This window comes from Exiguobacterium sp. SH3S1, assembly GCF_004337105.1.
Classification (GTDB): domain Bacteria; phylum Bacillota; class Bacilli; order Exiguobacteriales; family Exiguobacteriaceae; genus Exiguobacterium; species Exiguobacterium aurantiacum_A.
In genome coordinates this window covers 141,131-160,683 of the sequence record NZ_SJUW01000003.1, presented here as the reverse complement: position 1 = coordinate 160,683, position 19,553 = coordinate 141,131, and the positions used below count along the sequence as shown (strand labels likewise).

Genomic DNA, 19,553 nt, shown 5'->3' with positions numbered 1-19,553 from the left:
TCCCCCTTTTTGAAAGTACACATTTATTATGTGAGTTTCATCACGCCAAAAGCAATATATAAAATACTTGTTTAAAACGAAGTTCAACTTTTCGCCTCGATTTCGCCACGTTTTTTTCACATCTCCGGACATCGCGCTTTCGAGGAATGTCCTGTACAATGGACGGATAAGAGGTGAACGATCATGCGGCTCACGCAAACGTGCGACTACGCACTCCGAACATTAATGTACAGCGCCACCTTCTCCCATCGTCTCGTGACGATCCAAGAAGTGGCTGACCAATATCAAATCTCAAAGAACCACGTCATGAAAGTCGTCTATGAGCTCGGCAAACACGGCTATCTTGAATCGGTCCGCGGCCGCGGCGGCGGTTTCCGGCTCGCCCGCCCAATGGAAGACATCAACGTCGGTGACGTCGTCCGGACGATGGAGCCGCTCGAGCTCGTCGAATGCTTCGGCGAAGGTCGCTGTGTCATCGCACCGGCGTGTGACCTCCGGAGCGTCTTGAACGAGGCGATGCTCGCTTTCCTGCACGTGCTCGACCGCTACACGATCGCCGACCTTATGGCGAACCGGACGAATGAACTCGCACTGCTACTTGGCGTACAAAAGCCGACGGACATTTAGTCCGCCGGCTTTTGTTGTACAGGTGACTCTCAAACGTGACTGCGCTTTGTATAGTGGTTACCACCATCGCTTCAAGATTTTTTGGGCATATAGCTCATGTGACGTCATCTTGATAATCTATCCGCTGTTCGAAGACGCGTTCCCTACCTACCCGATTTACGCGCTCGCCTCGACGCTCGTTTACATGGCGACTTGAATCCGTGTCTACACGACGTAAGGAATTCACCTCGAATCCCTTTTTTTGTGTCGATTTTTCGTCGAGTCGGGCGTCTTGATTGCCAATTTTGTCTCGTCGTGCTTATATATAACTAAATGGTTATATACTAATTTGTTGAAGGAGTCTTGTCTTGTGAAAACCGTCGATTTGACGACCGGACGTGTGCAGAGCGTCATCTTGGCGCTCGCTCTTCCGCTCGTCGGCAGTTCGCTCTTACAGTTCACGTATAGTCTCGTCGATATGTTTTGGGTCGGTGCGCTCGGTAGCGACGCCGTCGCCAGTATCGGTGCGGCCAGTTTTTATATTATGCTTGGCCAGGCGATTCAGTCGTTACTTGTCGTCGGCGCCGGCATCAAAGTGTCGCAAGCCGTCGGCAGGCGGGACCAACAGTTGATCCAACGCTACGTCAAGGCCGGAAAACGAGGTAACCTCGTCCTCGGCCTGTTCTTCTTGACGCTCCTCGTCGCCTTTGGTCAGACGCTGATCGGCTTTTTGAATATGAACGCCCCTGACGTCGAGCGGCTCGCTTACAGCTACTTGCTCGTCAGCGCACCGATGCTATTGTTCTCGTTCTTCAACTTGCTGTACGCCCGCATATTCAGCGGTTTCGGCAATACGACGACGGCGATGCGGATCAACGCGACCGGGGTCACGCTCAACATGATCTTGTCGCCGCTCTTCATCTATCCGCTCGGTCTCGGCGTGCTCGGGGCCGGTCTGGCGACACTCGTCGCCAACGCCGTCATGTTCGGCTTCTTCTGGCATCGGGCTCGCGCGCTCTTTGACTGGGACGAGACGGTCGAACCCGTTCGCGCGGACTATACAGAGATCGTTCGCCTCGGCTTCCCGATGGCGACACAACGCGTCCTCTTTACCGTCATCAGCATTCTTCTCGCCCGCATGATCGGATCCTACGGGACGGAAGCGATCGCCGCCCAGCGCATCGGCCTACAGATCGAGTCGATCGCCTACATGATGATCGGTGGACTGAACGGGGCGATCGCGAGCTATACCGGCCAAAATATCGGCGCCCGACAGATTGAACGGGTGCACGAAGGGTATCGCGTGACGACGCACCTCGGTATGCTCTATACCGGGCTGATCACGCTCGTATTTCTCTTCTTCCCGGACGTGCTCATCCGCGCCTTCGTCGATGATCCGACTACGATCGAAATCGGGGCCAGCTATTTACGTATCATCAGCGTCTCCCTCATCTTCGCCTCGCTCGAGATGATCGGGAACGGTTATTTCTCAGGACTCGGGCTACCGAAGATCCCGGCGATGATCTCTATCGTCTTCACCGTCGCTAGGATCCCGCTCGCCATCCTCCTCGAGCCGTATCTCGGCATCGACGCCATCTGGTGGAGCATCGCCATCTCGAGCATCGTTAAAGGGCTCGTCTCGGCACTATTTGTTCGACTAAAGAAAAAGGAAGTGACTTCACTTGCAGAAGCGATTTAAGCAATTATCCAAGCAACTTCTCACGAGCGGACGGTTCGCCATCGAACGCGAAATGCTACGTGTGACAACAGACGGGACGCTCGCCGTGACGAAACATCCGTCACGTCTCGGTGACAAAGCGACGCACCCGTATATTACGACCGATTTTTCCGAGAGCCAGATCGAACTGATCACGCCGACGTTCCCGACCGTCGAAGCGGCACATAACTTTTTAGAGACGCTGTATGACATCACGGCGCTAAATATCGGCGACGAGCGGCTTTGGCCACAGTCGATGCCGTGCCCGTTGCCGGACGGCGGCGTCATCCCGCTCGCCGACTTCGGCAGTTCCGGTATTGAGGCCGGCCGTTACCGTGAACATCTGCTTCAAAAGTACGGGGCGAAAAAACAGCTCATCTCCGGCATCCATTTCAACTTCTCGTTCTCGGACGAGTTGATCGCCGCGTTATATGAAGGGTCGCCCAAGCAATATGACCGCTTCAAAAACGAGCTCTATTTGAAGCTCGTCCGCAACTATTTGCGCCTGCGCTGGCTCGCCGTCTACTTGCTCGGCGGAACGCCCGCCGTCCATACGAGCTACGAGGAACGTTGCGTCAGCCAAATGCAGGCGTTGAACGAGGACGTCTACTCGAATACGACGGCACTGTCGTACCGGAATAGTGACTGCGGTTATACGAACGTCGAACCGCTCTATCCGAACTATGCGACGCTCCCAGACTATGCGAGTAGCGTCCGCCGTATGATCGCCAAGGGCGACATCGCCAACCCGAACGAGCTGTACTCGCCGATTCGACTGAAGACGTCCCGCGGCGGAAATGACCTCGACCGGCTCGAGAAGAACGGCATCGATTATATCGAGATTCGCAACATCGACCTCAATCCGTTCGAGAAGACCGGTATCGCACTCGATGATTTGCGATTCCTGCACGTCTTCTTGCTCTATTTAGCGTTGAAAGACGAGACTGACTTTGCGGACTGGCAAGCTGAGGCGTTCCGTAACCAACAGCTTGTCGCCAAAGAGGGCCTATCGCCGTCACTCGTCCTCGAACGTGATGGCGAGCCGGTCGCGCTGCAAACGTTCGCCCGTGACCTCGTCGCTGACATCGAGTCGTTCAACGCGCAACACGACCTCGGTTTTTCTGACGTCTTCGCGTCCGTCCGGGAACGGATTGACAACGTCGAAGCGACCTACTCGGCCCGTTTGACAAAAGTCATGACCGACGAAGGCTACACGACCTGGTCACTCCGCCAAGCCGAGACGTATTATGAAGATGCGTTCGCCAACCGGTTCCGGATGCACGGCTATACGGACATGGAACTGTCGACGCAAGTTTTGATGAAGTCGGCCTTAAAACGAGGTTACGCGGTCGATGTCGTCGACCGGGACGACCAATTTATCCGTCTTCGACACGGCAATCGGGTCGAGTACGTCAGACAAGCGACGAAAACGTCGAAAGATAACTACGTGTCGGTGCTGATGATGGAAAACAAGACGGTGACAAAACATGTGCTCGCCGAACACGGCATCCACGTCCCTGGGGGTGTCGAGTTGCGCAGTGAAGACGACTTGCGTAACGTCTGGTCCGCGTTTTCCGCTCAGCCGATCGTCCTGAAGCCGAAATCGACGAACTTTGGGATCGGCATCCACATCTTCAAAGACGGGACGACGCTCGACGAGGCGCTCGAGGCGTTCCGTCATGCCAACACGTTCGACGACGTCGTCTTGCTCGAGACGTTTTTACCGGGGAAAGAATATCGTTTCCTCGTCATCGGTGATAAGGTCGCCGGCATCTTGCACCGCGTCCCGGCGAATGTGACCGGGGACGGTGTCTCGACGATCCGCGAGCTCGTTGCGAAGAAAAATGAGGACCCGCTCCGCGGCAAAGGCTATAAGACACCGCTCGAGAAGATCGAGATCGACGACATCGTCGTGTCGTTCCTGCGTCCGCAAGGCAAAACTCCTGACAGCGTCCTCGCTGACGGCGAACGCGTCTTCTTGCGCGAGAACTCGAACATTAGCACAGGTGGCGACAGTATCGACTATACGGACCAAATCTCTGACTTTTATAAACAGGTCGCGGTCGATTCGGCGAAAGCGATCGGTGCCACGATTTGCGGCGTCGATATGATGATCCCGTCGCTTGACGCAGAAAATGACTACGGCATCATCGAATTGAACTTCAACCCGGCCATCCATATCCATTCCTTCCCGTACGAAGGGAAAGAACGTCCCATCGGCGAGACGGTGCTCGATTTGTTGTTTGACTAACCAGGTTGGAAGGATGCTCAATTCGGGAATAAGGACTACATCGTTTCAAGTCGGTGTACCGTACTTTCTCTAGAGAGGGGTCTGTCAAATGGGAACGGTCAAATCGCACATCGAAGGCTTCACGTCACAACTCGATCGTCTCAACGCCCTCGTCTCGAGATAACCAAAACCGCCCGCACCTCGGTTGAGATGCGGACGGTTTTTTGTTAAAACAGAAAATAACTGACGATCAAGATGAGTGTGAAGATGAACACCATCCCGATGGCGAGCGCGACGAGGCTCATCTTCGCCGACTTGAACTGCTGCGAGTTGATCGTGTGTACTTTCTTCAAGTACGACCGTGTCCCGACGAGGATCGTCGCGATACCGAAGATGATCGACAAGATGCCGATCGCCGTGATCAGTTGATGCTCGGCCCCGCTCAAGTTCTCACTTCGATAGTAATGAAAGTTCGTCACGAGGAAGCCGATCCCGATGACGGTGATGGCCGTCCGGATCCAGGCGAGGAACGTCCGCTCGTTGGCGAGGTGTTGTTGAATGTACTGTGAATCGACCGTCTTCTCTAAATCTAGTTTCATAACTTCCCCTCTTTCTAGCCGTCGTAGTCGATCAACCGATTTTTCAACGCGAACTGGACGAGCTCGTGTCGATGCTTGATTTGAAGTTTCTGCATGACGCGTCCTTTATGGTTCTCGACCGTCTTCGGACTGATGCCGAGTTTCTCTCCAATCTCGATATTTCCGTAACCGAGCGTTGTCAAACGTACAATTTCCGACTCACGCCGCGTCAGCACCGACTCTGTCTTTTGCGATGCTGCTTTCTCGATAAACGCTTCCGACAGAGACGTCGCATAGTAACGCTTCCCTTCCATCACTTGCTTGATGCCGTCGACGAGCTGGGCCGGATCACTATTTTTGGATAAATAGCCGGGCACACCGAGCTCGAGCGCGCGTTTGATGTAAAGCTCCTCATCGTGCATCGTGAGCAGGATGACTTTGGCGGTCGGTACTTCTTGCGCTAACGCTTTTGCCGTCATAAATCCGTCGAGTCCGTTCGGCATCGTGATGTCGAGCAAGATCACGTCCGGTATCGTCCGCATCGCTTCCTGGATGGCCGTCGTCCCTTCGGCCGCTTCCCCGACAACGTTGATGTCTTTATAGGGACGAAACATCAACTTCAATCCACGCCGGACGAGTTCGTGGTCATCGACAATCAGCACATCAATCGGTGTCATAGCGACCTCGCTCAATCGGAACGGACACTGAAATTTCAGTGCCTTGTCCGATGACTGATTCGAGTGTAAACGTACCGTGAATCGTTTTCGCCCGTTCTTCCATATGACGAAGCCCTAATCCTTTCGCCACTCGTTGTTGATCGAACCCGTTCCCGTCATCTTTAAACAGCACATCGATTTGTCCGTCATGCTCGACGATGCGGCAGTCGATCGTACTCGCCTGTGCATACTTCATGCTATTGACGAGCGCCTCTTGGACGATGCGATACACGTTGATTTCGATGACGCGCTCATAGCGGTCAGCTAAACGAATGTCGGTCCGAAACGTGACGAGCGGGTATCTGGTGGCAAAACTGTCAACTAACACGTTCAACGCCGAACCGAGCCCGAATTGATCCAGCTCGATCGGGCGCAGTTGTTTCGAATAGCCGCGCACGTTGTCGATCAGTCGGCCCACTTCGGCGAGTACGGATTCGATGTAGTCTTTCTTGTCTGGGTCGGATACATCGGACTGGAGCGCACCGAGGGCGAGGGCGATGCTGAACAACGATTGACCGACCCCGTCGTGGAGTTCTTGGGCGAGCCTTTCGTGCTCTTCCTCCCGGGCTCGAATCAATTCCCGCACCATCTGTTCGCGGAGCGCATGCGCTTCCCGGCGCTTGCGTTCCGTAAAATCGCGAAGCACGAGCAAATAGTACGTCGCACCCGATAGCGGATCGTTCAAGATTCGCGCCGTATTCATCTCCACGTCGACCATCTTTCCCGAATATGTCGGCATCTCTGACGTGAAGTACGGGGAACGCTCATGTTGAATCAAGTAGCATCGATCTTCGTCCAGACCGATTTCACGTCGTTGACAAAATGAACAGTACGGGACAGGTTCTCCTAGCCGCCACCCGGTCAATTGTTCGGCCGCCTCGTTCATCGTGATGATGTTTCGATCATGGTCCATCACGATGACCGCGTCTTTTAAGACATTTAAAATCTGGCGTTCAAAATCTTGAAGTGCCAATCCGCCCCCTCCTTTCTGTCTGCTTTCTCATTTCCTCCATCATACCCCCGTGGGTAATCATTGCCAACTATTTGATCATACAAAAACCGGACGTGATGCATTCACGTCCGGACCGGTTCATTATTTTTTTGTTTGTTCGGACAATACTTCGACCGTCGCCTGCATATACTTGAGGCCGTGCTGGACCGATGGCTCTTTCAGCCAACGAACGAGCGAGAACAACGTGATGTTGCGGTCGTCGCGTTCGGCCCGTGCCCGGATTTCGGTGAGCATCGTGCGCGTGGCGTCGGCTTTCTCTTTTACCGGTGCGACATATTCATCGACCCGTTGACCGATCAGTTCTCGTGTCTGCTCGTCCCCGTAGACGTCTTGTGCGAAAGCGAGCACTTGTTCAAGCTGGTTCGTCACCTGGAGCAACATCGGCAACTTCTCGGCGAGCTTGACCGCCGCCTCGAGCGTCTCGACCTGTAAATTCGATGAGTCGAGGAGCGTATCGACTTTTTGTCTCACTTGCTGGTCATTCATCGTCGCCATCCCGAAATCGACGGCATCTTCGAGGCGGCGAAGCGACTTCTCAATCTCGGGCAATCGTTCGACGAGGGAGACGAGCGCTTGCTCGACGTCCGGCCGCGTCAACACAGATTCTAATGTCTGTTCTTTCGTTGTTGTACGTTCCATCGTCTTCTCCCCCTTTCTCACATCGTCCCTTTCAACATCCCGTTCCAATACATGACTGGAAGAAAGTCTTTTTTCAAGATGTACATGCTGTGGCGTTCTTTCGCCTGATTGAACGGCATCGACTCTTGTGGTACTTTCTCGTAATCGAACTCGGCCAAGATGAGCTTATTGTAGCCTGTGACGATCGGGCAAGACGAGTAGCCGTCATACGACGCGACCGGAACTTGGCCATACATGAGGTCACCCACATTTTTAGCGACGACGGGTGCTTGTTTCCGAATCGCGGCCCCGGTCTTCGATGTCGGTACATTCGTGCAGTCACCGAGTCCGAAGACGTTTTTATACTGTTTATGTTGAAGCGTGTACATATCGACATCGACCCATCCGCCCGCATCGGCAAGCTTGCTTTCTCGAATGAATGTCGGTGCTTGCATCGGTGGCGTGACGTGAATCATGTCATAGCCTACCTCGAACGTTTCACCGCTATCTAACTGTTCAAAGACAGCGACTTTGTCGTCTGCTTTAATCTCAATTAAATTGACACGGAAATGTGTGTCAATCCGTTTTCGTTCGAGTACTTTTTCGAGCGCCGTCCGATATTTGGCAACGTCAAAGATAGCCGGATTGGCCGATCCGAAGACGATTTTACTATTATCGCGGACACCTGTTTTCACAAAGTAGTCTTCCGCCATATACATAATTTTTTGCGGGGCCCCGCCACACTTCACAGGTGATGCTGGGTGCGTGAACAACGCGGTACCGCCCTCAAAACCCCTAAGGGTATCCCACGTGTAGTCGACGTGTTGATACGAGTAGTTGCTACATACTTGTTTCGTCCCAAGCGCTGCTTCCAACCCTTTGATCCGACCCCAATCGATCTCAATCCCCGACGCGACGACCAAGTAGTCGTAATAAATCGTCCCGTTGACAGCCGTCTCGACTTGATTGGCTTCCGGATCGAAGCTGACTACCTTGTCCTGAAGCCATTTCGCACCTTTTGGGATGAGTGTCGCCATGTCTCGCTCCGACTCTTCTTTTTTCGCGGCACCGGCTCCGACAAGCGTCCAAAGTGGTTGATAGTAGTGTTTCTCTTCAGGGTCGATCAGCAAAACCTCATCGGCTAAATGATGTTTTTCACGAAGCAGGCGAGCAGCGACGCTAATCCCTCCGGTGCCGGCTCCGACGATGACAACTCGATAATGAGTACGCATAAAGCAATTCCCCTTTCGTTTCCGTAGATGACCGACAAAATTATGTCAATTAAGTGAACTTACCCACGCCTTCAGCATAGTTGAAAGCGCATACAACTTATATAGGGGAAGTCCCTCAATTTCTCCCGGACTATAGGACGCAACTATGATCGTCGTCATCTAGTCATGAAGTCCCCCAGTTGTTTTCCCAGGCCAACCTGTGAGTTAAATCACTTCGCCCGACATGATTTCCTCATCAAAACGGCATAGGGGATTCCCCTCATTTGACGAGGAAAGTATTGACTCCATTATACCATAGGGGGTATAAATTGGTTATCTGATTTTTTTAGGAGGACTTTTTCACAATGACACAACGACCTTATCATCCGCTCTACTTCTTATCAGCACTCGGTAACGGCGGGCTCGCCGTCTCGTTCTTTATGTATTTCATGTTTTTGATTCCGCATCCGGATTCACCACTCCCCCATTTCGATCATTTGCGGGCCACGTTTGAGAAAGGAGGAACTGCGCAAATTCTCGTTGTCGCTGTCTCCTTCATCATCTTGGCGCTCGCGGTGAACCATTTCCGCCTGCTCATTTGGAACGTCCGCTCGTTCCACACGTACAAGCGAACGTCGGCTTATCAGGCTCTCAAAGGCACTCCGGGTGAAGTGGCGGTCATGGCCGAACCGCTTACATACGCGATGAGCGTCAATGTCGTGTTCATTCTCGGCGCCTTGTTCGTCCCTGGACTATGGGCCAACGTCCAATCACTCTTCCCGTTCGCCTTGCTCGCATTCTTGGCAATCGGCGTCTACGCGCTCGTGCTTTATGTTCAGTACATCTCCAACGTTATGGCGCACGGTAAATTTCCGGTCGACAACTTAAATCAATTCGGACAATTTTTAGGAGCGTTCGCGTTTGTCATGGTCGCTGTCGGTTTAGCGAGCCCTGCCGCGATGTCGACGACACCATGGGTCTATGTCACATCGACGGTCGCCTCCCTCTTGTTCTTAGCGCTCGTCAGCGGTATCCTCCTCTTCTTCGGCGGTATGAGTTTACGTGCCGTATTGGCGAAAGGTCTGGCCAAACCTGGCGCACCGACCGTCTGGTTACTGATTCCGATCTTCACGCTCACTGGAATCACGTTCGTTCGAATCTATTCGATGGTGTCGCACCGGCTACTCGAGACACATGTCAACACGGCGCTACTGTTCGTCGTACTCGGCTTCCTGTTCATGGCGAGCACTGCCGTCGGCTTGATCGGATTCCGTGTATTGCGTCGTCTAGACTATTTCAACGAACAGCCTGATGGCGCGGCGAGCTTCGGCCTCATCTGCCCAGGTGTCGCCTACGTCGTCCTCGGCATGTTCTTCGTCCACTGGGGACTCGTTCAAAACGACTTCATCACAGCGCACAGTCTGATGCACTACGTCATCTTGTCACCGCTCGTATTCGTCCAAGCGAAGACGATCCAATGGCTCATCACACTGTCGGTCAAACACCTTTCACTACGAAAAAACGCATCCAAACTTGAGGCTGCATAAGCATCGTTCCTCAACAAAAGCCCTGTCGAAACGATTGTTTCTTCAGGGCTTTTGTTATTGTTGATGGGAGAGTACCTCGAACAACTTGTCGAGCCGAGACGTATCGATGTCTAAAAATGCATCCCCGACACTGATCTCGGTCGAACAATAGCCGTCATGTGGCACGACGTACCCAGTGATGCCGATGCCTGTCTCCGTTTGAACACGTTTAATCCAATTCGAGACGGTTTCTGCGTCCCCGTTCATGTGAAGATGGAACATGTTCGTCACCGGCACATCCGGCGTCGTCCAGACGCCGTCGAGCGCATTGAACCGGGTTGCGAGCGCTTTGGCATGTTCGTAGTACGTTCCCATTCGGTCTTTCCTGAGCTCATAGTAGTAGTCGGCCGGGATGATGTACGGGTATAAGCCGATCAAGTCGCCGCCATAGCGCCGTTTCCAGATTCTTGCCTCGTCACAGAACGCTTTCGGTCCGGCTAAAATCGCCCCGGCGACACCGCCGATCCCTTTGTAGAACGAGACGTAGACGCTATCGAACAAGGCGCACACTTCTTCGGCCGTCTTCTCATAATATGGCAACGTCTCGAACAGGCGGGCCCCATCGAGATGCAGATGAACCCCCCGCTCCCGGCAGTGCCGGCTGATCGCTTCAAGCTCATCAAACGGCGGCAAATAGCCGCCGAGCTCACGTTGCGGCAACTCGACCAACAGGCAAGCGACGTCCGGCAACGCCTCCACTTCTTCAAGCGTCATCAAGCGGTCCGCGCCCCCAATCAAAAGCGGCTCGAGGTGATGCAGCTGTCTCAGTCCGTCTTGTTCATGAATCTCCAAGTGACAGAGCGGGTGATAGGCGACGCTTCGATTCCCTGTCTCGTCCGACCAGATGCGTAAGGCGATCTGTTGTGCCATCGTGCCGCTCGGAAAGAAAACGGCGGCTTCCGTCCCGAGCCGCGTGGCGAGCTTTTGTTCGAATTGTTCGATGACCTCGCCCGTCCCATAATGGTCGCTCGTTTGCTCCGGGTCGGCTTGCTCAAACGCGCGCTGTAAGACGCCGACGTTCCGTTTCCCGTGCCCGCTCAGTTGATGCGTCGTCTGTTGATACGACGTCCGTAAATCCATGCCATCCCCTCCAAAAGAAGCCCCTTGCCACGAGACAAGAGGCCAAGATTTAGTCGCGTACGCGGACAATCAACTTGCCGCGTACTTTCCGCGTCTGGAGCTGTTCGAGTCCGTCTTTCAAGCGGTCGAACGGCAACACGTCGGTGACGAGGTCGTTCAGTTCACCCGTTTCGAGCAGTTTCATCAATTCCTCGGCCATATACGCCAAGTTGCGAATCGCGCGCTCGTCTTCGCTCGCATGGGCCGCACCGAGGGCGACTTCATGGATCGATGGTGACAGCGTGAACCCTTTCATGTTCGACATGTCAGGCGGACCGGCGATATGAGCGAGCTGTCCGCTGAAGGCGAGGCGATCGAGATCGGCTGTCGCCACGTCGCGGCCGACCGTGTTCAAAATTAGATCGACACCACGGCCGTCCGTCAGTTCCATGATTCGTTCCGTCACGTCCTCGACGTTGTAGTCGATTGCGACGTCGGCACCGAGTGATGTGACCCAATCAAAGTTTTCCGGCGATGCCGTCGTGAATACTTTGAGACCGAGCTTTTTCGCGAGCTGAATCGCGTAGCCGCCGACCCCGCCCGCTCCGGCGTGGACGAGAATCGTCTCTTTGTCGCGCGTGTTCAGCTTCTGCATGACCGCTTCATACGCCGTCATGCCAGCACAGAGGATGGCTGCTGCCGCTTCGTCGCTAACGTCTTGCGGTACGACGGCACAAGCACGGGCGTCGACGACAGCGTACTCGGCGAAGCCTCCGTTGTTCGCGAGACTCGTATGGACGGCGACGCGTGAGCCGGTGATGATGTTGGCGATGCTCGAGCCGACTTCGACGACTTCGCCGACGAGGTCGACGCCGAGGATGTGCGGGTATGCCCAGTTCGGGTTGCCGTTCGTGCCGACTTTATAGTCGACCGGGTTCAAGGCGACCGCTTCGACTTTGATGAGCAGTTCGCCCGCTCCCGGGGTCGGTCGTTCGATGTCCCCGAGGTTCATATTATCTAGGCCAGGTTGTTCAAGTAGCCATGCTTTCATGATTAGTACGCTCCTTCCGAATATGTCAGTTCATACGAATGCGAGTAGATCTCGACGAGGTTGCCGAACGGATCTTCACAGTACACCATCCGGTACGGCTTATCGCCCGGGTAATACTCGCGGATCGGCATCCGTTGTTTGCCACCGTGGGCGACAATCTTCTCGACGAGCCCTTCGATGTCTGGGTCTTGGACGCAATAGTGGAAGATGCCTGTTTTCCAAAACTCGAAATTATTCTCCGGTTTCTCGTTGTTCGGGAACTCGAACAGCTCGATGCCGATCTTGTCACCGGTCGACATGTGGGCGATGCGGAACTTGCCCCAGCCCGGGCCGAACACGTCGGTGCACATGACGCCGATCGGTGAGTCATCCTCAACGACGTCCGACGGTTGCATGATCGTATACCAGCCCATCACGTCTTCATAAAACTTCACTGCTTCCGTCACACTGGGGACTGATAGCCCGATATGTGAGAATGTACGTGGATAAGTCAAATTGATCCGCTCCTTTTTGGTTGCTCATTTGGGTCGATAACGATAAGATACCTTCATCGTAGCAAGAAAAAAAGTACGCACATTGAAGTAACTACCCGAAAGCGAGGCGAACTGAACATGACGACCCCGTTCCCCGTCAACAAGGCGCTCGACATCATCGGCGGTAAATGGCGTCCACAAGTGTACTGCACGCTCGAGACCGGCCCGCGCCGCTTCTCGGAGATTCAGCGCGCCATCCCCGACGTCAGCCGCAAAGTGTTGACCGACCAACTGCGCGAACTCGAACAGCTCGGCATGGTCCGACGCGACGACTATTCGACCGACAAACAGCTCCACGTCGAATACTCCCTCACCGAGGAGGCGTTTAGCCTGCAACCAGCGATGAAGGCGCTCTGCTCTTGGGGCGAAACCCGAGACGAATAAACCCTCGCCAAGTTTTCCGGCGAGGGTTTTGTCATGACGCGAATAGGCTGATGAGGTTCCCGTCCGGATCGACGACGATGGCGTAACGTTGTCCCCAAAACGCGTCCCACGGCTCACGATGAATCACGTATCCTTGTTTGAAGATAGCTTCAAACAGTGTATCGAGCGCTTCACGGCTGTCGCACAGGAAAGCGAGCTCGACCCGATGCCCCGATGCCGGTTTCCATTCCCCATACACCGACTCCGCCACCTCGACTGTGTCAAAGACGAGCCGGACGCCGCCTTCGTCAACTTCAACGTGCGCTTCCCCGTTCATTGATGCTGGAATCGACAGTCCGAGCAGCCGATAGAAGTCGAGCGCTCGCTTCATATCCTCGACGACGATGCCGACCATATCTAGTTTGATTCCCATGTGGTCACCTCACTTCTTGAATTGATGGTACTATCGAAAGTGTAGCACCTATCCATCCTTTTGAAACGAGGAAATCACTATGACATATAAGTTCGCTTTGATGACACAAGCGCAGGCCGAAATGATCGCCTTCAGTTGGCATTACGAAGGAAAGTATGCTTTTTACGATATGGAGGCTGACGAAGACGACTTGGCCGAGTTTTTAGACACCGAACAACGAGGGCAATCGGTATTCGCCATCACGAACGATGGCGAACTGGTCGGTTTTGTTAGCGTGCATCAAACAGACGCCGATACGATTGACCTCGGTTTAGGCATGAAGCCAGGTCTGACCGGAAATGGGACCGGACGAGCGTTCGTCACCTCGATTCTTGATTTCATCGAATCTACGTTCGACCCAAATCGTATCACCTTGTCGGTTGCCACGTTCAACGCGCGGGCGATTCGCGTGTATGAAGCTTGCGGGTTTCGACAAGTGGCTTCGTTTCAACAAGACACGAACGGGAGTACGTTCGACTTCATCGCATTAGAACGCAAAAAGCGCCCTCAGGATAGATTCTGAGGGCTTTTCTGCTGCCCGGTGCCTTTGTCGACCAAGAAGATATGGCCATTTCCCGTCTCATACCAAGACGGTCACACTTCATCGTTCGGGCAAGCACGGAGCTGCTGTTTCACACGTGAATCGTTCCCCCTACATGGTGTGTGATGTCCGTCTCCGTCGGTTCGAACACGCCCGCTTCGGTGATGAGTCCGGTGATCAGTTCAGGCGGTGTGACGTCAAACGCCGGGTTAAAGACGGTGATCCCGACCGGCGCCGTCGGTTGTCCGCCGATATGGGTCACTTCTAGCGCGCTCCGCTCCTCGATTTGAATCACATCGTCCGCCGTTAAATCAAACGTCGAGTGCGGGGCCGCGACGTAAAACGGGATCCCGTAATGTTTAGCCAGGACGGCGAGCTGGAGCGTGCCGATCTTATTGGCGACGTGACCCGTCCGTGTGATGCGGTCAGCGCCGACGATGATGGCGTCGACTCCTTTCGCCTGAATCGTCCAAGCGGCCATATTGTCGGTGATGAGCGTGACGTCGATGTCGGCCCGGTCGAGCTCCCAGACGGTCAGGCGTGCCCCTTGGAGGAGCGGCCGCGTCTCACAAGCGAAGACGTTAAACGCGATACCTCGCTCTTTCCCGACGTAAAACGGCGCGAGCGCAGTCCCGTAACGCGACGTCGCGATCGCCCCGGCGTTACAGATCGTCAAGACGTTCCCCCCTGCCGGCAGCACCGTGAGCGCATGCTCCCCGATGGCCCGATACGTGTCGACGTCTCGCTCGAACAGCGCGATGGCCCGATGTTTGATGTCAGTCGCGATTCTTTCAAAGTCGTCTCCGACGTTGAATCCGAGAAGCGACTCGATCACGTTTTGCAGATTGACCGCCGTCGGACGGGTCGCGATCAATCGACGGCCGACGAGGTCGAGCCGGCGTGTGAAGTCCGGGTCATCCTGGAGGCGGACCGCTTCTTTCGCGAGCACGAATGCGCCGAAATAGGCGATGGCCGGCGCGCCTCGGACTTGTAACGTCTCGATGGCGTGCTCCGCCTGTTCGAGCGTCGCGATCGTCACGTACCGCTCTTCATGGGGCAGTAACGTTTGGTCTAAAATGACGAGCTCGTCCCGGTTCGGGTCGAAGCGAATGTTTTGGACTGTCATACGCGTACCCCCGCTAACAGCGTCACTAATTCATCGATTGTCCGGACATCGTGGCGCTGTTTAATGAGCGTCGTGCCGAGCGTGAGCGCTTCCCGTTTCCGCTCGAGCCGGACCGTTTCCGGTAACGTCTCGAGGTCAGCGACTCCGGCGAGACCGATGGCGCGGCGAATCAGTTCGCATCCGGCATAGCCGATCGTGTCGCTAAAGATGGTTTGAAGTAGCTCATCGACGAATCCGTCCGTGTTGAACGGTTCGACCGCCGTCTCAAACTTCGTCCGGAACGTCTTCTCAAACGTCTCCCATACCGTCAATACGTCCGTGAACCGTTCGAACCGTTTGAGTGGGTCATGGAACGTCGATAGCGTCAAATGGGCGACGATTTGCCCGATGTCAAAGCCGAACGGTCCGTAAAAAGCGAACTCCGGATCGATGACTTTCGTCTCTTGTTGCGTCGCGAAGATACTGCCTGTATGTAAGTCTCCGTGCAAGAGCGCGTCGTGTTTCGTGACGAAACCGACTTTCAGTTTCGTGACCTCCACTTTCAATTTCTGGTCACGCCAAAGCGCTTCGACGTCCTGACGGAGCGCGGTTTCGATGTTGTTCGATTCGGCATCTTTGTACGGATCGGTGAAGATCAGTTTTTCAGTGATGTCGCACAGTTCCGGGTTGTAGTAATCCCGTTCTTTCCGCTTCTTCTCAATCGGGCCGGCCGTATAGTCTGACGTCTCAAACAACGTCTGTCCTAAAAACTCACCGATGTGACGGGCGAGTTCAGGATACGTTTTCCCTTCCAAATAGCCCGTCCGGACGATATCAAAGTCGGACAAGTCCTCTAAAATCGTGTAGGCGAGCGTCCGGTCACTGCCGAGAACGACCGGGACGAAACGCGGGACGACGCTAGCGAATTCGCGCAACGCGAGCTGCTCGATCCACGCCCGTTCAAGTGTGAGCGGCCAACTCTCTCCGACGACTTTCGCATACGGTAGCGCCTGCTTGACGATGAGGCTCGTTTCGCCTTGACGGATGCGGAAGACGAGGTTCAAGTTGCCGTCCCCGATCTCCTCGCAATGCGCGATGCCCCCATCTTCGAGTAACCCTAACGTTCTGACGTGCTCGACGACTGTCTGTTCTGTAAATGGTTGATAAGCCATGTCTGTTTCCCCTTTCGGTATATTCCCCACAAAAAAAGCCCCTTTCTCCGCGAGAAAGAGGCACAGCCGTAACGGTTGTTCCTCTCATCTGTCAGACGTATGTCTGGTGGATGTAGCACCGTGCCTACTGGTCGGTTGCTGCGGCGTCATCGGGCCAATTCCCTCTGCCAACTCGCGATAAGAGTGTCATATTCGATTGTGTGAACTTGTTGTGATGAATGTTACTTACTCGAGCACCAAGTTGTCAACGTCAATTTTCGGACCCGGTGTTGTCTTTTCCCGGGCATATATAGAAACAATGAATTCAACTATTTTTTCTCAAAAAAAGGAATTGACGAACCGGATATTGTGTGACAAAATTCAATTAAATTTCACAACTTCAAAATACATTCTTATCAAGAGCAGACGGAGGGGACAAGCCCGATGATGTCGCAGCAACCGACCCGATTGGGCACGGTGCTAATTCTTGCAGCGTAAGCTGAGAGATAAGAGTTCATTTTTTTATGATGACCTCTTGCCTCGGCATGGGGTCATTTTTTGTTTGACCGGAAGGAGGAACGAACATGAGTATTACTGCCACATATGAAATCAGCCGGACGAACCGCGTCGCGACTGTCGCCGAGAAAATCGCCCTTGAACTGACCGTCGGCACATGGACGGAACTGCCCCACCTAGAGCAAGAACAATTAAAGGCGTATCGGGGCGAGGTCGTCTCAACGACGCACACGGAAACGACGAGTCGCTTCACAATCCGTTATCCGCTCCATAACGTCACGCCCGACTTCTCATCCATCTTGACGACGACGTTCGGGAAATTATCGCTCGATGACTCGGTACGCTTGATCGACTTGACGTTACCCGAAACGCTTGCGTCTGAATTCCCCGGAGCAAAGTTCGGTGTTCAAGGCGTTCGTGAGTTGCTCGACGTCCATGATCGCCCGCTCGTCATGAGCATCTTTAAAGGGATCATCGGCCGTGATTTACGCTTCTTAGAACAGCAACTTCGAGACCAGCTCGCCGGCGGCATCGACATCGTCAAAGATGATGAAATCCTATACGATAATCCGCTCACTCCGTCGCTTGAACGAGCTAAAATCGGGGCGGCCGTCATCCAAGAACAGTTCGAAACGACCGGGAAACGTTCGCTCTATGCCATCACGCTCAGCGGTCCGGTGTTCGGGCTACGTGACCAAGCGCTCCGCTTGATCGAGGCGGGCGCGACGGCACTGTTGTTCAACGTCTATACATACGGGCTCGACACACTCCGCGAACTCGCGAGCGATCCAACAATTAACGTCCCGATTTTGGCGCATCCGGCGTTCGCCGGCGCCTTGACCGGCTCGATCAGCCACTCGCTCTTGCTCGGGAAATTGTTCCGCCTCGCGGGGGCCGACTTGACGCTGTTCCCGTCCCCATACGGTTCACTCGCGACACCGTCCGATGAGGCGTTCGCGATTCGGGATAGCAGTGCTCGGCCGCACTGGGCGAAGCCGATTCTACCGGTCCCGTCGGCCGGCATCCATCCGGGGCTCGTCCCGGACATCATCCGTGATTTCGGCACAGACGTCGTCATCAACGCCGGCGGCGGCATCCACGGTCACCCAGACGGCGCGGCTGCCGGGGCCCGGGCGTTCCGACAAGCGATTGAGCAAGTAGTGGGCGTGGCGAGCCAGACGAACGAGCTCGAGGCCGCGCTAAAGGCGTGGTCAAAACAATGACGATTCACATCTTGTGTGACTTCGACGGGACGATCACGGCCGAGGACAACATCATCGCTTTGATGCGGGCGTTCGCACCGCCCGAATGGCACGCGCTCAAAGACGACGTGCTCGCTCAAGACATCTCGATCCGCTCCGGGGTCGGACAGATGTTCCAGCTGTTGCCGAGCGCTGACGCTTCGGCGTACCGTGACTACTTGCTGGACCGCATCACCTTGCGCCAAGGTTTCTCGACGTTTTTGGCAGAAGTCCGGCAACAAGTTTGGAAGTTCGACGTCGTCAGCGGCGGCATGGACTTTTTCGTGTACCCGATCTTGCAAGACCACGTCGCGCCGGACCACATCTACTGTAACGTCGCCGACTTCTCGGGCGAGACGGTACGCGTCGACTGGCCCTACGCCTGTGACGCGCATTGCACGAATGATTGTGGTTGCTGCAAACCGACAATCGCCCGGACGATCGTCGATCCCGTTGATCGCTTGATCGTCATCGGTGACTCGGTGACCGACTTCGAGATCGCCAAACGGGCCGATTTCGTCTACGCCCGTGGGCAACTCATCACGCTCTGTGAAGCAGAAGGCATCGCCTACGCCCCGTTCGAGACGTTCGACGACATCACCCATCACATGAAGGAGGTGCACGTATGAGCGTGACCGCACGTTGGCTTGAACTCGCCGACATTAAAGACGAACTCGCCGCGCGCGACTGGTTCCCCGGAACGAGTGGCAATTTGGCGATTCGTGTCTCCGACGACCCGCTGACCTTCCTCGTCACGGCGAGCGGACGCGATAAACGAAAACGGACCGCGGACGATTTCGTCCTCGTCGACGCGGCCGGCAGGTTACTTGGCGAACAAACTGGCAAACCGTCCGCTGAGACGTTGCTACACGTCGAGGTGTTCAACAAGACTGCGGCGACGTGTTCACTCCATGTGCACACGGTCGACAACAACGTCATCTCCGAGCTCCATGCCGTGAACGGTGAGGTCGTCTTCACGGGGCAAGAGATCATCAAGGCACTCGGGTATTGGGAAGAGGACGCGGTCGTCCGGGTCCCGATCATCGACAATCATGCCGACATCCCGACGCTCGCGGCCGCCTTCGCGCCTCACGTCCATTCAAGCACCGGTGCCGTCCTCATCCGTAATCACGGCATCACGGTCTGGGGCGAGACGCCGGCTGCGGCGAAACGTTATTTAGAAGCATACGAATTTTTGTTCAGCTACACGTTAAAACTACGCGCCTTAGGCGTCCATTCATAAGGAG

Annotated in this window: 21 protein-coding genes and 2 riboswitches; of the genes, 10 read left to right on the top strand and 11 right to left on the bottom strand. The window is 54.7% G+C overall.

Annotated elements, in window-relative coordinates:
* The first annotated feature begins 183 nt into the window (after window positions 1–183).
* The 4 genes from EVJ26_RS05250 to gshAB all read left to right on the top strand — a co-directional run bounded on the left by EVJ26_RS05250 (window position 184) and on the right by gshAB (window position 4,574).
* Window positions 184–627, top strand: a complete 444-nt coding sequence (locus EVJ26_RS05250; protein ID WP_131458772.1) for an RrF2 family transcriptional regulator — start codon at window positions 184–186, stop codon at window positions 625–627.
* Window positions 628–673: 46 nt separating this feature from the next.
* Window positions 674–823 carry a hypothetical protein gene (locus EVJ26_RS14400; RefSeq protein WP_161567378.1) on the top strand — a complete coding sequence of 50 codons (150 nt, stop codon included), beginning with the start codon at window positions 674–676 and terminating at the stop codon, window positions 821–823.
* Between the two features lie 153 nt (window positions 824–976).
* On the top strand, window positions 977–2,305 hold the full coding sequence (locus EVJ26_RS05245; RefSeq protein WP_131458771.1) for an MATE family efflux transporter: 1,329 nt from the start codon (window positions 977–979) through the stop codon (window positions 2,303–2,305).
* Complete coding sequence (gene gshAB, locus EVJ26_RS05240; RefSeq protein ID WP_131469978.1) at window positions 2,289–4,574, top strand: bifunctional glutamate--cysteine ligase GshA/glutathione synthetase GshB; 2,286 nt, start codon at window positions 2,289–2,291, stop codon at window positions 4,572–4,574. The genes EVJ26_RS05245 and gshAB overlap by 17 nt, the downstream gene beginning before the upstream one ends.
* 206 nt (window positions 4,575–4,780) lie before the next feature.
* Here gshAB and EVJ26_RS05235 read toward each other — a convergent pair whose 3' ends face one another.
* From EVJ26_RS05235 to EVJ26_RS05215, 5 genes are all read right to left on the bottom strand, one after another.
* Window positions 4,781–5,152, bottom strand: a complete 372-nt coding sequence (locus EVJ26_RS05235) for a YidH family protein (protein ID WP_021066029.1) — start codon at window positions 5,150–5,152, stop codon at window positions 4,781–4,783.
* 14 nt (window positions 5,153–5,166) lie between these two features.
* Window positions 5,167–5,808, bottom strand: a complete 642-nt coding sequence (locus tag EVJ26_RS05230) for a response regulator (RefSeq protein WP_236635501.1) — start codon at window positions 5,806–5,808, stop codon at window positions 5,167–5,169.
* Window positions 5,795–6,820, bottom strand: coding sequence for a sensor histidine kinase (locus EVJ26_RS05225; protein WP_131469976.1), 1,026 nt, complete (start codon window positions 6,818–6,820; stop codon window positions 5,795–5,797). The genes EVJ26_RS05230 and EVJ26_RS05225 overlap by 14 nt, the downstream gene beginning before the upstream one ends.
* Window positions 6,821–6,940: 120 nt before the next feature.
* Window positions 6,941–7,498, bottom strand: coding sequence for a hypothetical protein (locus EVJ26_RS05220; protein ID WP_131458768.1), 558 nt, complete (start codon window positions 7,496–7,498; stop codon window positions 6,941–6,943).
* Between the two features lie 17 nt (window positions 7,499–7,515).
* Entirely contained in the window at window positions 7,516–8,709 is a 1,194-nt protein-coding gene (locus EVJ26_RS05215; RefSeq protein ID WP_131469974.1) for an FAD/NAD(P)-binding oxidoreductase, read from the bottom strand.
* 344 nt (window positions 8,710–9,053) lie between these two features.
* On the opposite strand from EVJ26_RS05215, the gene EVJ26_RS05210 reads away from it, so the two are divergent.
* On the top strand, window positions 9,054–10,235 hold the full coding sequence (locus EVJ26_RS05210; protein WP_131469972.1) for a TsoY family (seleno)protein: 1,182 nt from the start codon (window positions 9,054–9,056) through the stop codon (window positions 10,233–10,235).
* Between the two features lie 54 nt (window positions 10,236–10,289).
* Here the strand turns inward: EVJ26_RS05210 and EVJ26_RS05205 are convergent, their stop codons facing one another.
* The 3 genes from EVJ26_RS05205 to EVJ26_RS05195 are packed head-to-tail and all read right to left on the bottom strand — an operon-like array spanning window position 10,290 to window position 12,878.
* Entirely contained in the window at window positions 10,290–11,354 is a 1,065-nt protein-coding gene (locus EVJ26_RS05205; protein WP_131469970.1) for a threonine aldolase family protein, read from the bottom strand.
* Window positions 11,355–11,403: 49 nt separating this feature from the next.
* Complete coding sequence (locus tag EVJ26_RS05200; RefSeq protein WP_070328287.1) at window positions 11,404–12,384, bottom strand: zinc-binding dehydrogenase; 981 nt, start codon at window positions 12,382–12,384, stop codon at window positions 11,404–11,406.
* Window positions 12,385–12,386: 2 nt separating this feature from the next.
* On the bottom strand, window positions 12,387–12,878 hold the full coding sequence (locus tag EVJ26_RS05195) for a lactoylglutathione lyase family protein (protein WP_070328288.1): 492 nt from the start codon (window positions 12,876–12,878) through the stop codon (window positions 12,387–12,389).
* A 117-nt stretch (window positions 12,879–12,995) separates the two neighbouring features.
* Between EVJ26_RS05195 and EVJ26_RS05190 the strand changes: the two genes are divergently transcribed.
* Entirely contained in the window at window positions 12,996–13,301 is a 306-nt protein-coding gene (locus EVJ26_RS05190; RefSeq protein ID WP_070328289.1) for a winged helix-turn-helix transcriptional regulator, read from the top strand.
* A gap of 31 nt (window positions 13,302–13,332) precedes the next feature.
* Here the strand turns inward: EVJ26_RS05190 and EVJ26_RS05185 are convergent, their stop codons facing one another.
* Complete coding sequence (locus EVJ26_RS05185) at window positions 13,333–13,713, bottom strand: VOC family protein (RefSeq protein WP_131458762.1); 381 nt, start codon at window positions 13,711–13,713, stop codon at window positions 13,333–13,335.
* Between the two features lie 79 nt (window positions 13,714–13,792).
* On the opposite strand from EVJ26_RS05185, the gene EVJ26_RS05180 reads away from it, so the two are divergent.
* Window positions 13,793–14,275, top strand: coding sequence for a GNAT family N-acetyltransferase (locus tag EVJ26_RS05180; protein WP_131469968.1), 483 nt, complete (start codon window positions 13,793–13,795; stop codon window positions 14,273–14,275).
* Window positions 14,276–14,384: 109 nt separating this feature from the next.
* Here EVJ26_RS05180 and mtnA read toward each other — a convergent pair whose 3' ends face one another.
* Together mtnA and mtnK are read right to left on the bottom strand one after the other, a co-directional pair.
* Window positions 14,385–15,419 carry an S-methyl-5-thioribose-1-phosphate isomerase gene (gene mtnA / locus EVJ26_RS05175; protein ID WP_131458852.1) on the bottom strand — a complete coding sequence of 345 codons (1,035 nt, stop codon included), beginning with the start codon at window positions 15,417–15,419 and terminating at the stop codon, window positions 14,385–14,387.
* The gene (mtnK, locus tag EVJ26_RS05170; protein WP_131469966.1) at window positions 15,416–16,570 is read right to left on the bottom strand and encodes an S-methyl-5-thioribose kinase; all 1,155 of its coding nucleotides are present in this window, start codon (window positions 16,568–16,570) and stop codon (window positions 15,416–15,418) included. The genes mtnA and mtnK overlap by 4 nt, the downstream gene beginning before the upstream one ends.
* 81 nt (window positions 16,571–16,651) lie before the next feature.
* A riboswitch (SAM riboswitch) is annotated at window positions 16,652–16,754 on the bottom strand.
* Window positions 16,755–16,959: 205 nt separating this feature from the next.
* Window positions 16,960–17,062: riboswitch (SAM riboswitch) on the top strand.
* Between the two features lie 71 nt (window positions 17,063–17,133).
* On the opposite strand from mtnK, the gene EVJ26_RS05165 reads away from it, so the two are divergent.
* From EVJ26_RS05165 to EVJ26_RS05155, 3 genes are read left to right on the top strand one after another with little or no spacing between them, the layout of a single operon-like run.
* A complete protein-coding gene (locus EVJ26_RS05165; protein WP_131458850.1) occupies window positions 17,134–18,288 on the top strand; it encodes a 2,3-diketo-5-methylthiopentyl-1-phosphate enolase in 1,155 nt (384 codons plus the stop codon).
* Complete coding sequence (locus EVJ26_RS05160) at window positions 18,285–18,935, top strand: 2-hydroxy-3-keto-5-methylthiopentenyl-1-phosphate phosphatase (RefSeq protein WP_131458849.1); 651 nt, start codon at window positions 18,285–18,287, stop codon at window positions 18,933–18,935. The genes EVJ26_RS05165 and EVJ26_RS05160 overlap by 4 nt, the downstream gene beginning before the upstream one ends.
* Complete coding sequence (locus EVJ26_RS05155) at window positions 18,932–19,549, top strand: methylthioribulose 1-phosphate dehydratase (RefSeq protein ID WP_131469964.1); 618 nt, start codon at window positions 18,932–18,934, stop codon at window positions 19,547–19,549. Before EVJ26_RS05160 ends, EVJ26_RS05155 begins: the two co-directional genes overlap by 4 nt.
* The last annotated feature ends 4 nt before the right edge of the window (window positions 19,550–19,553 follow it).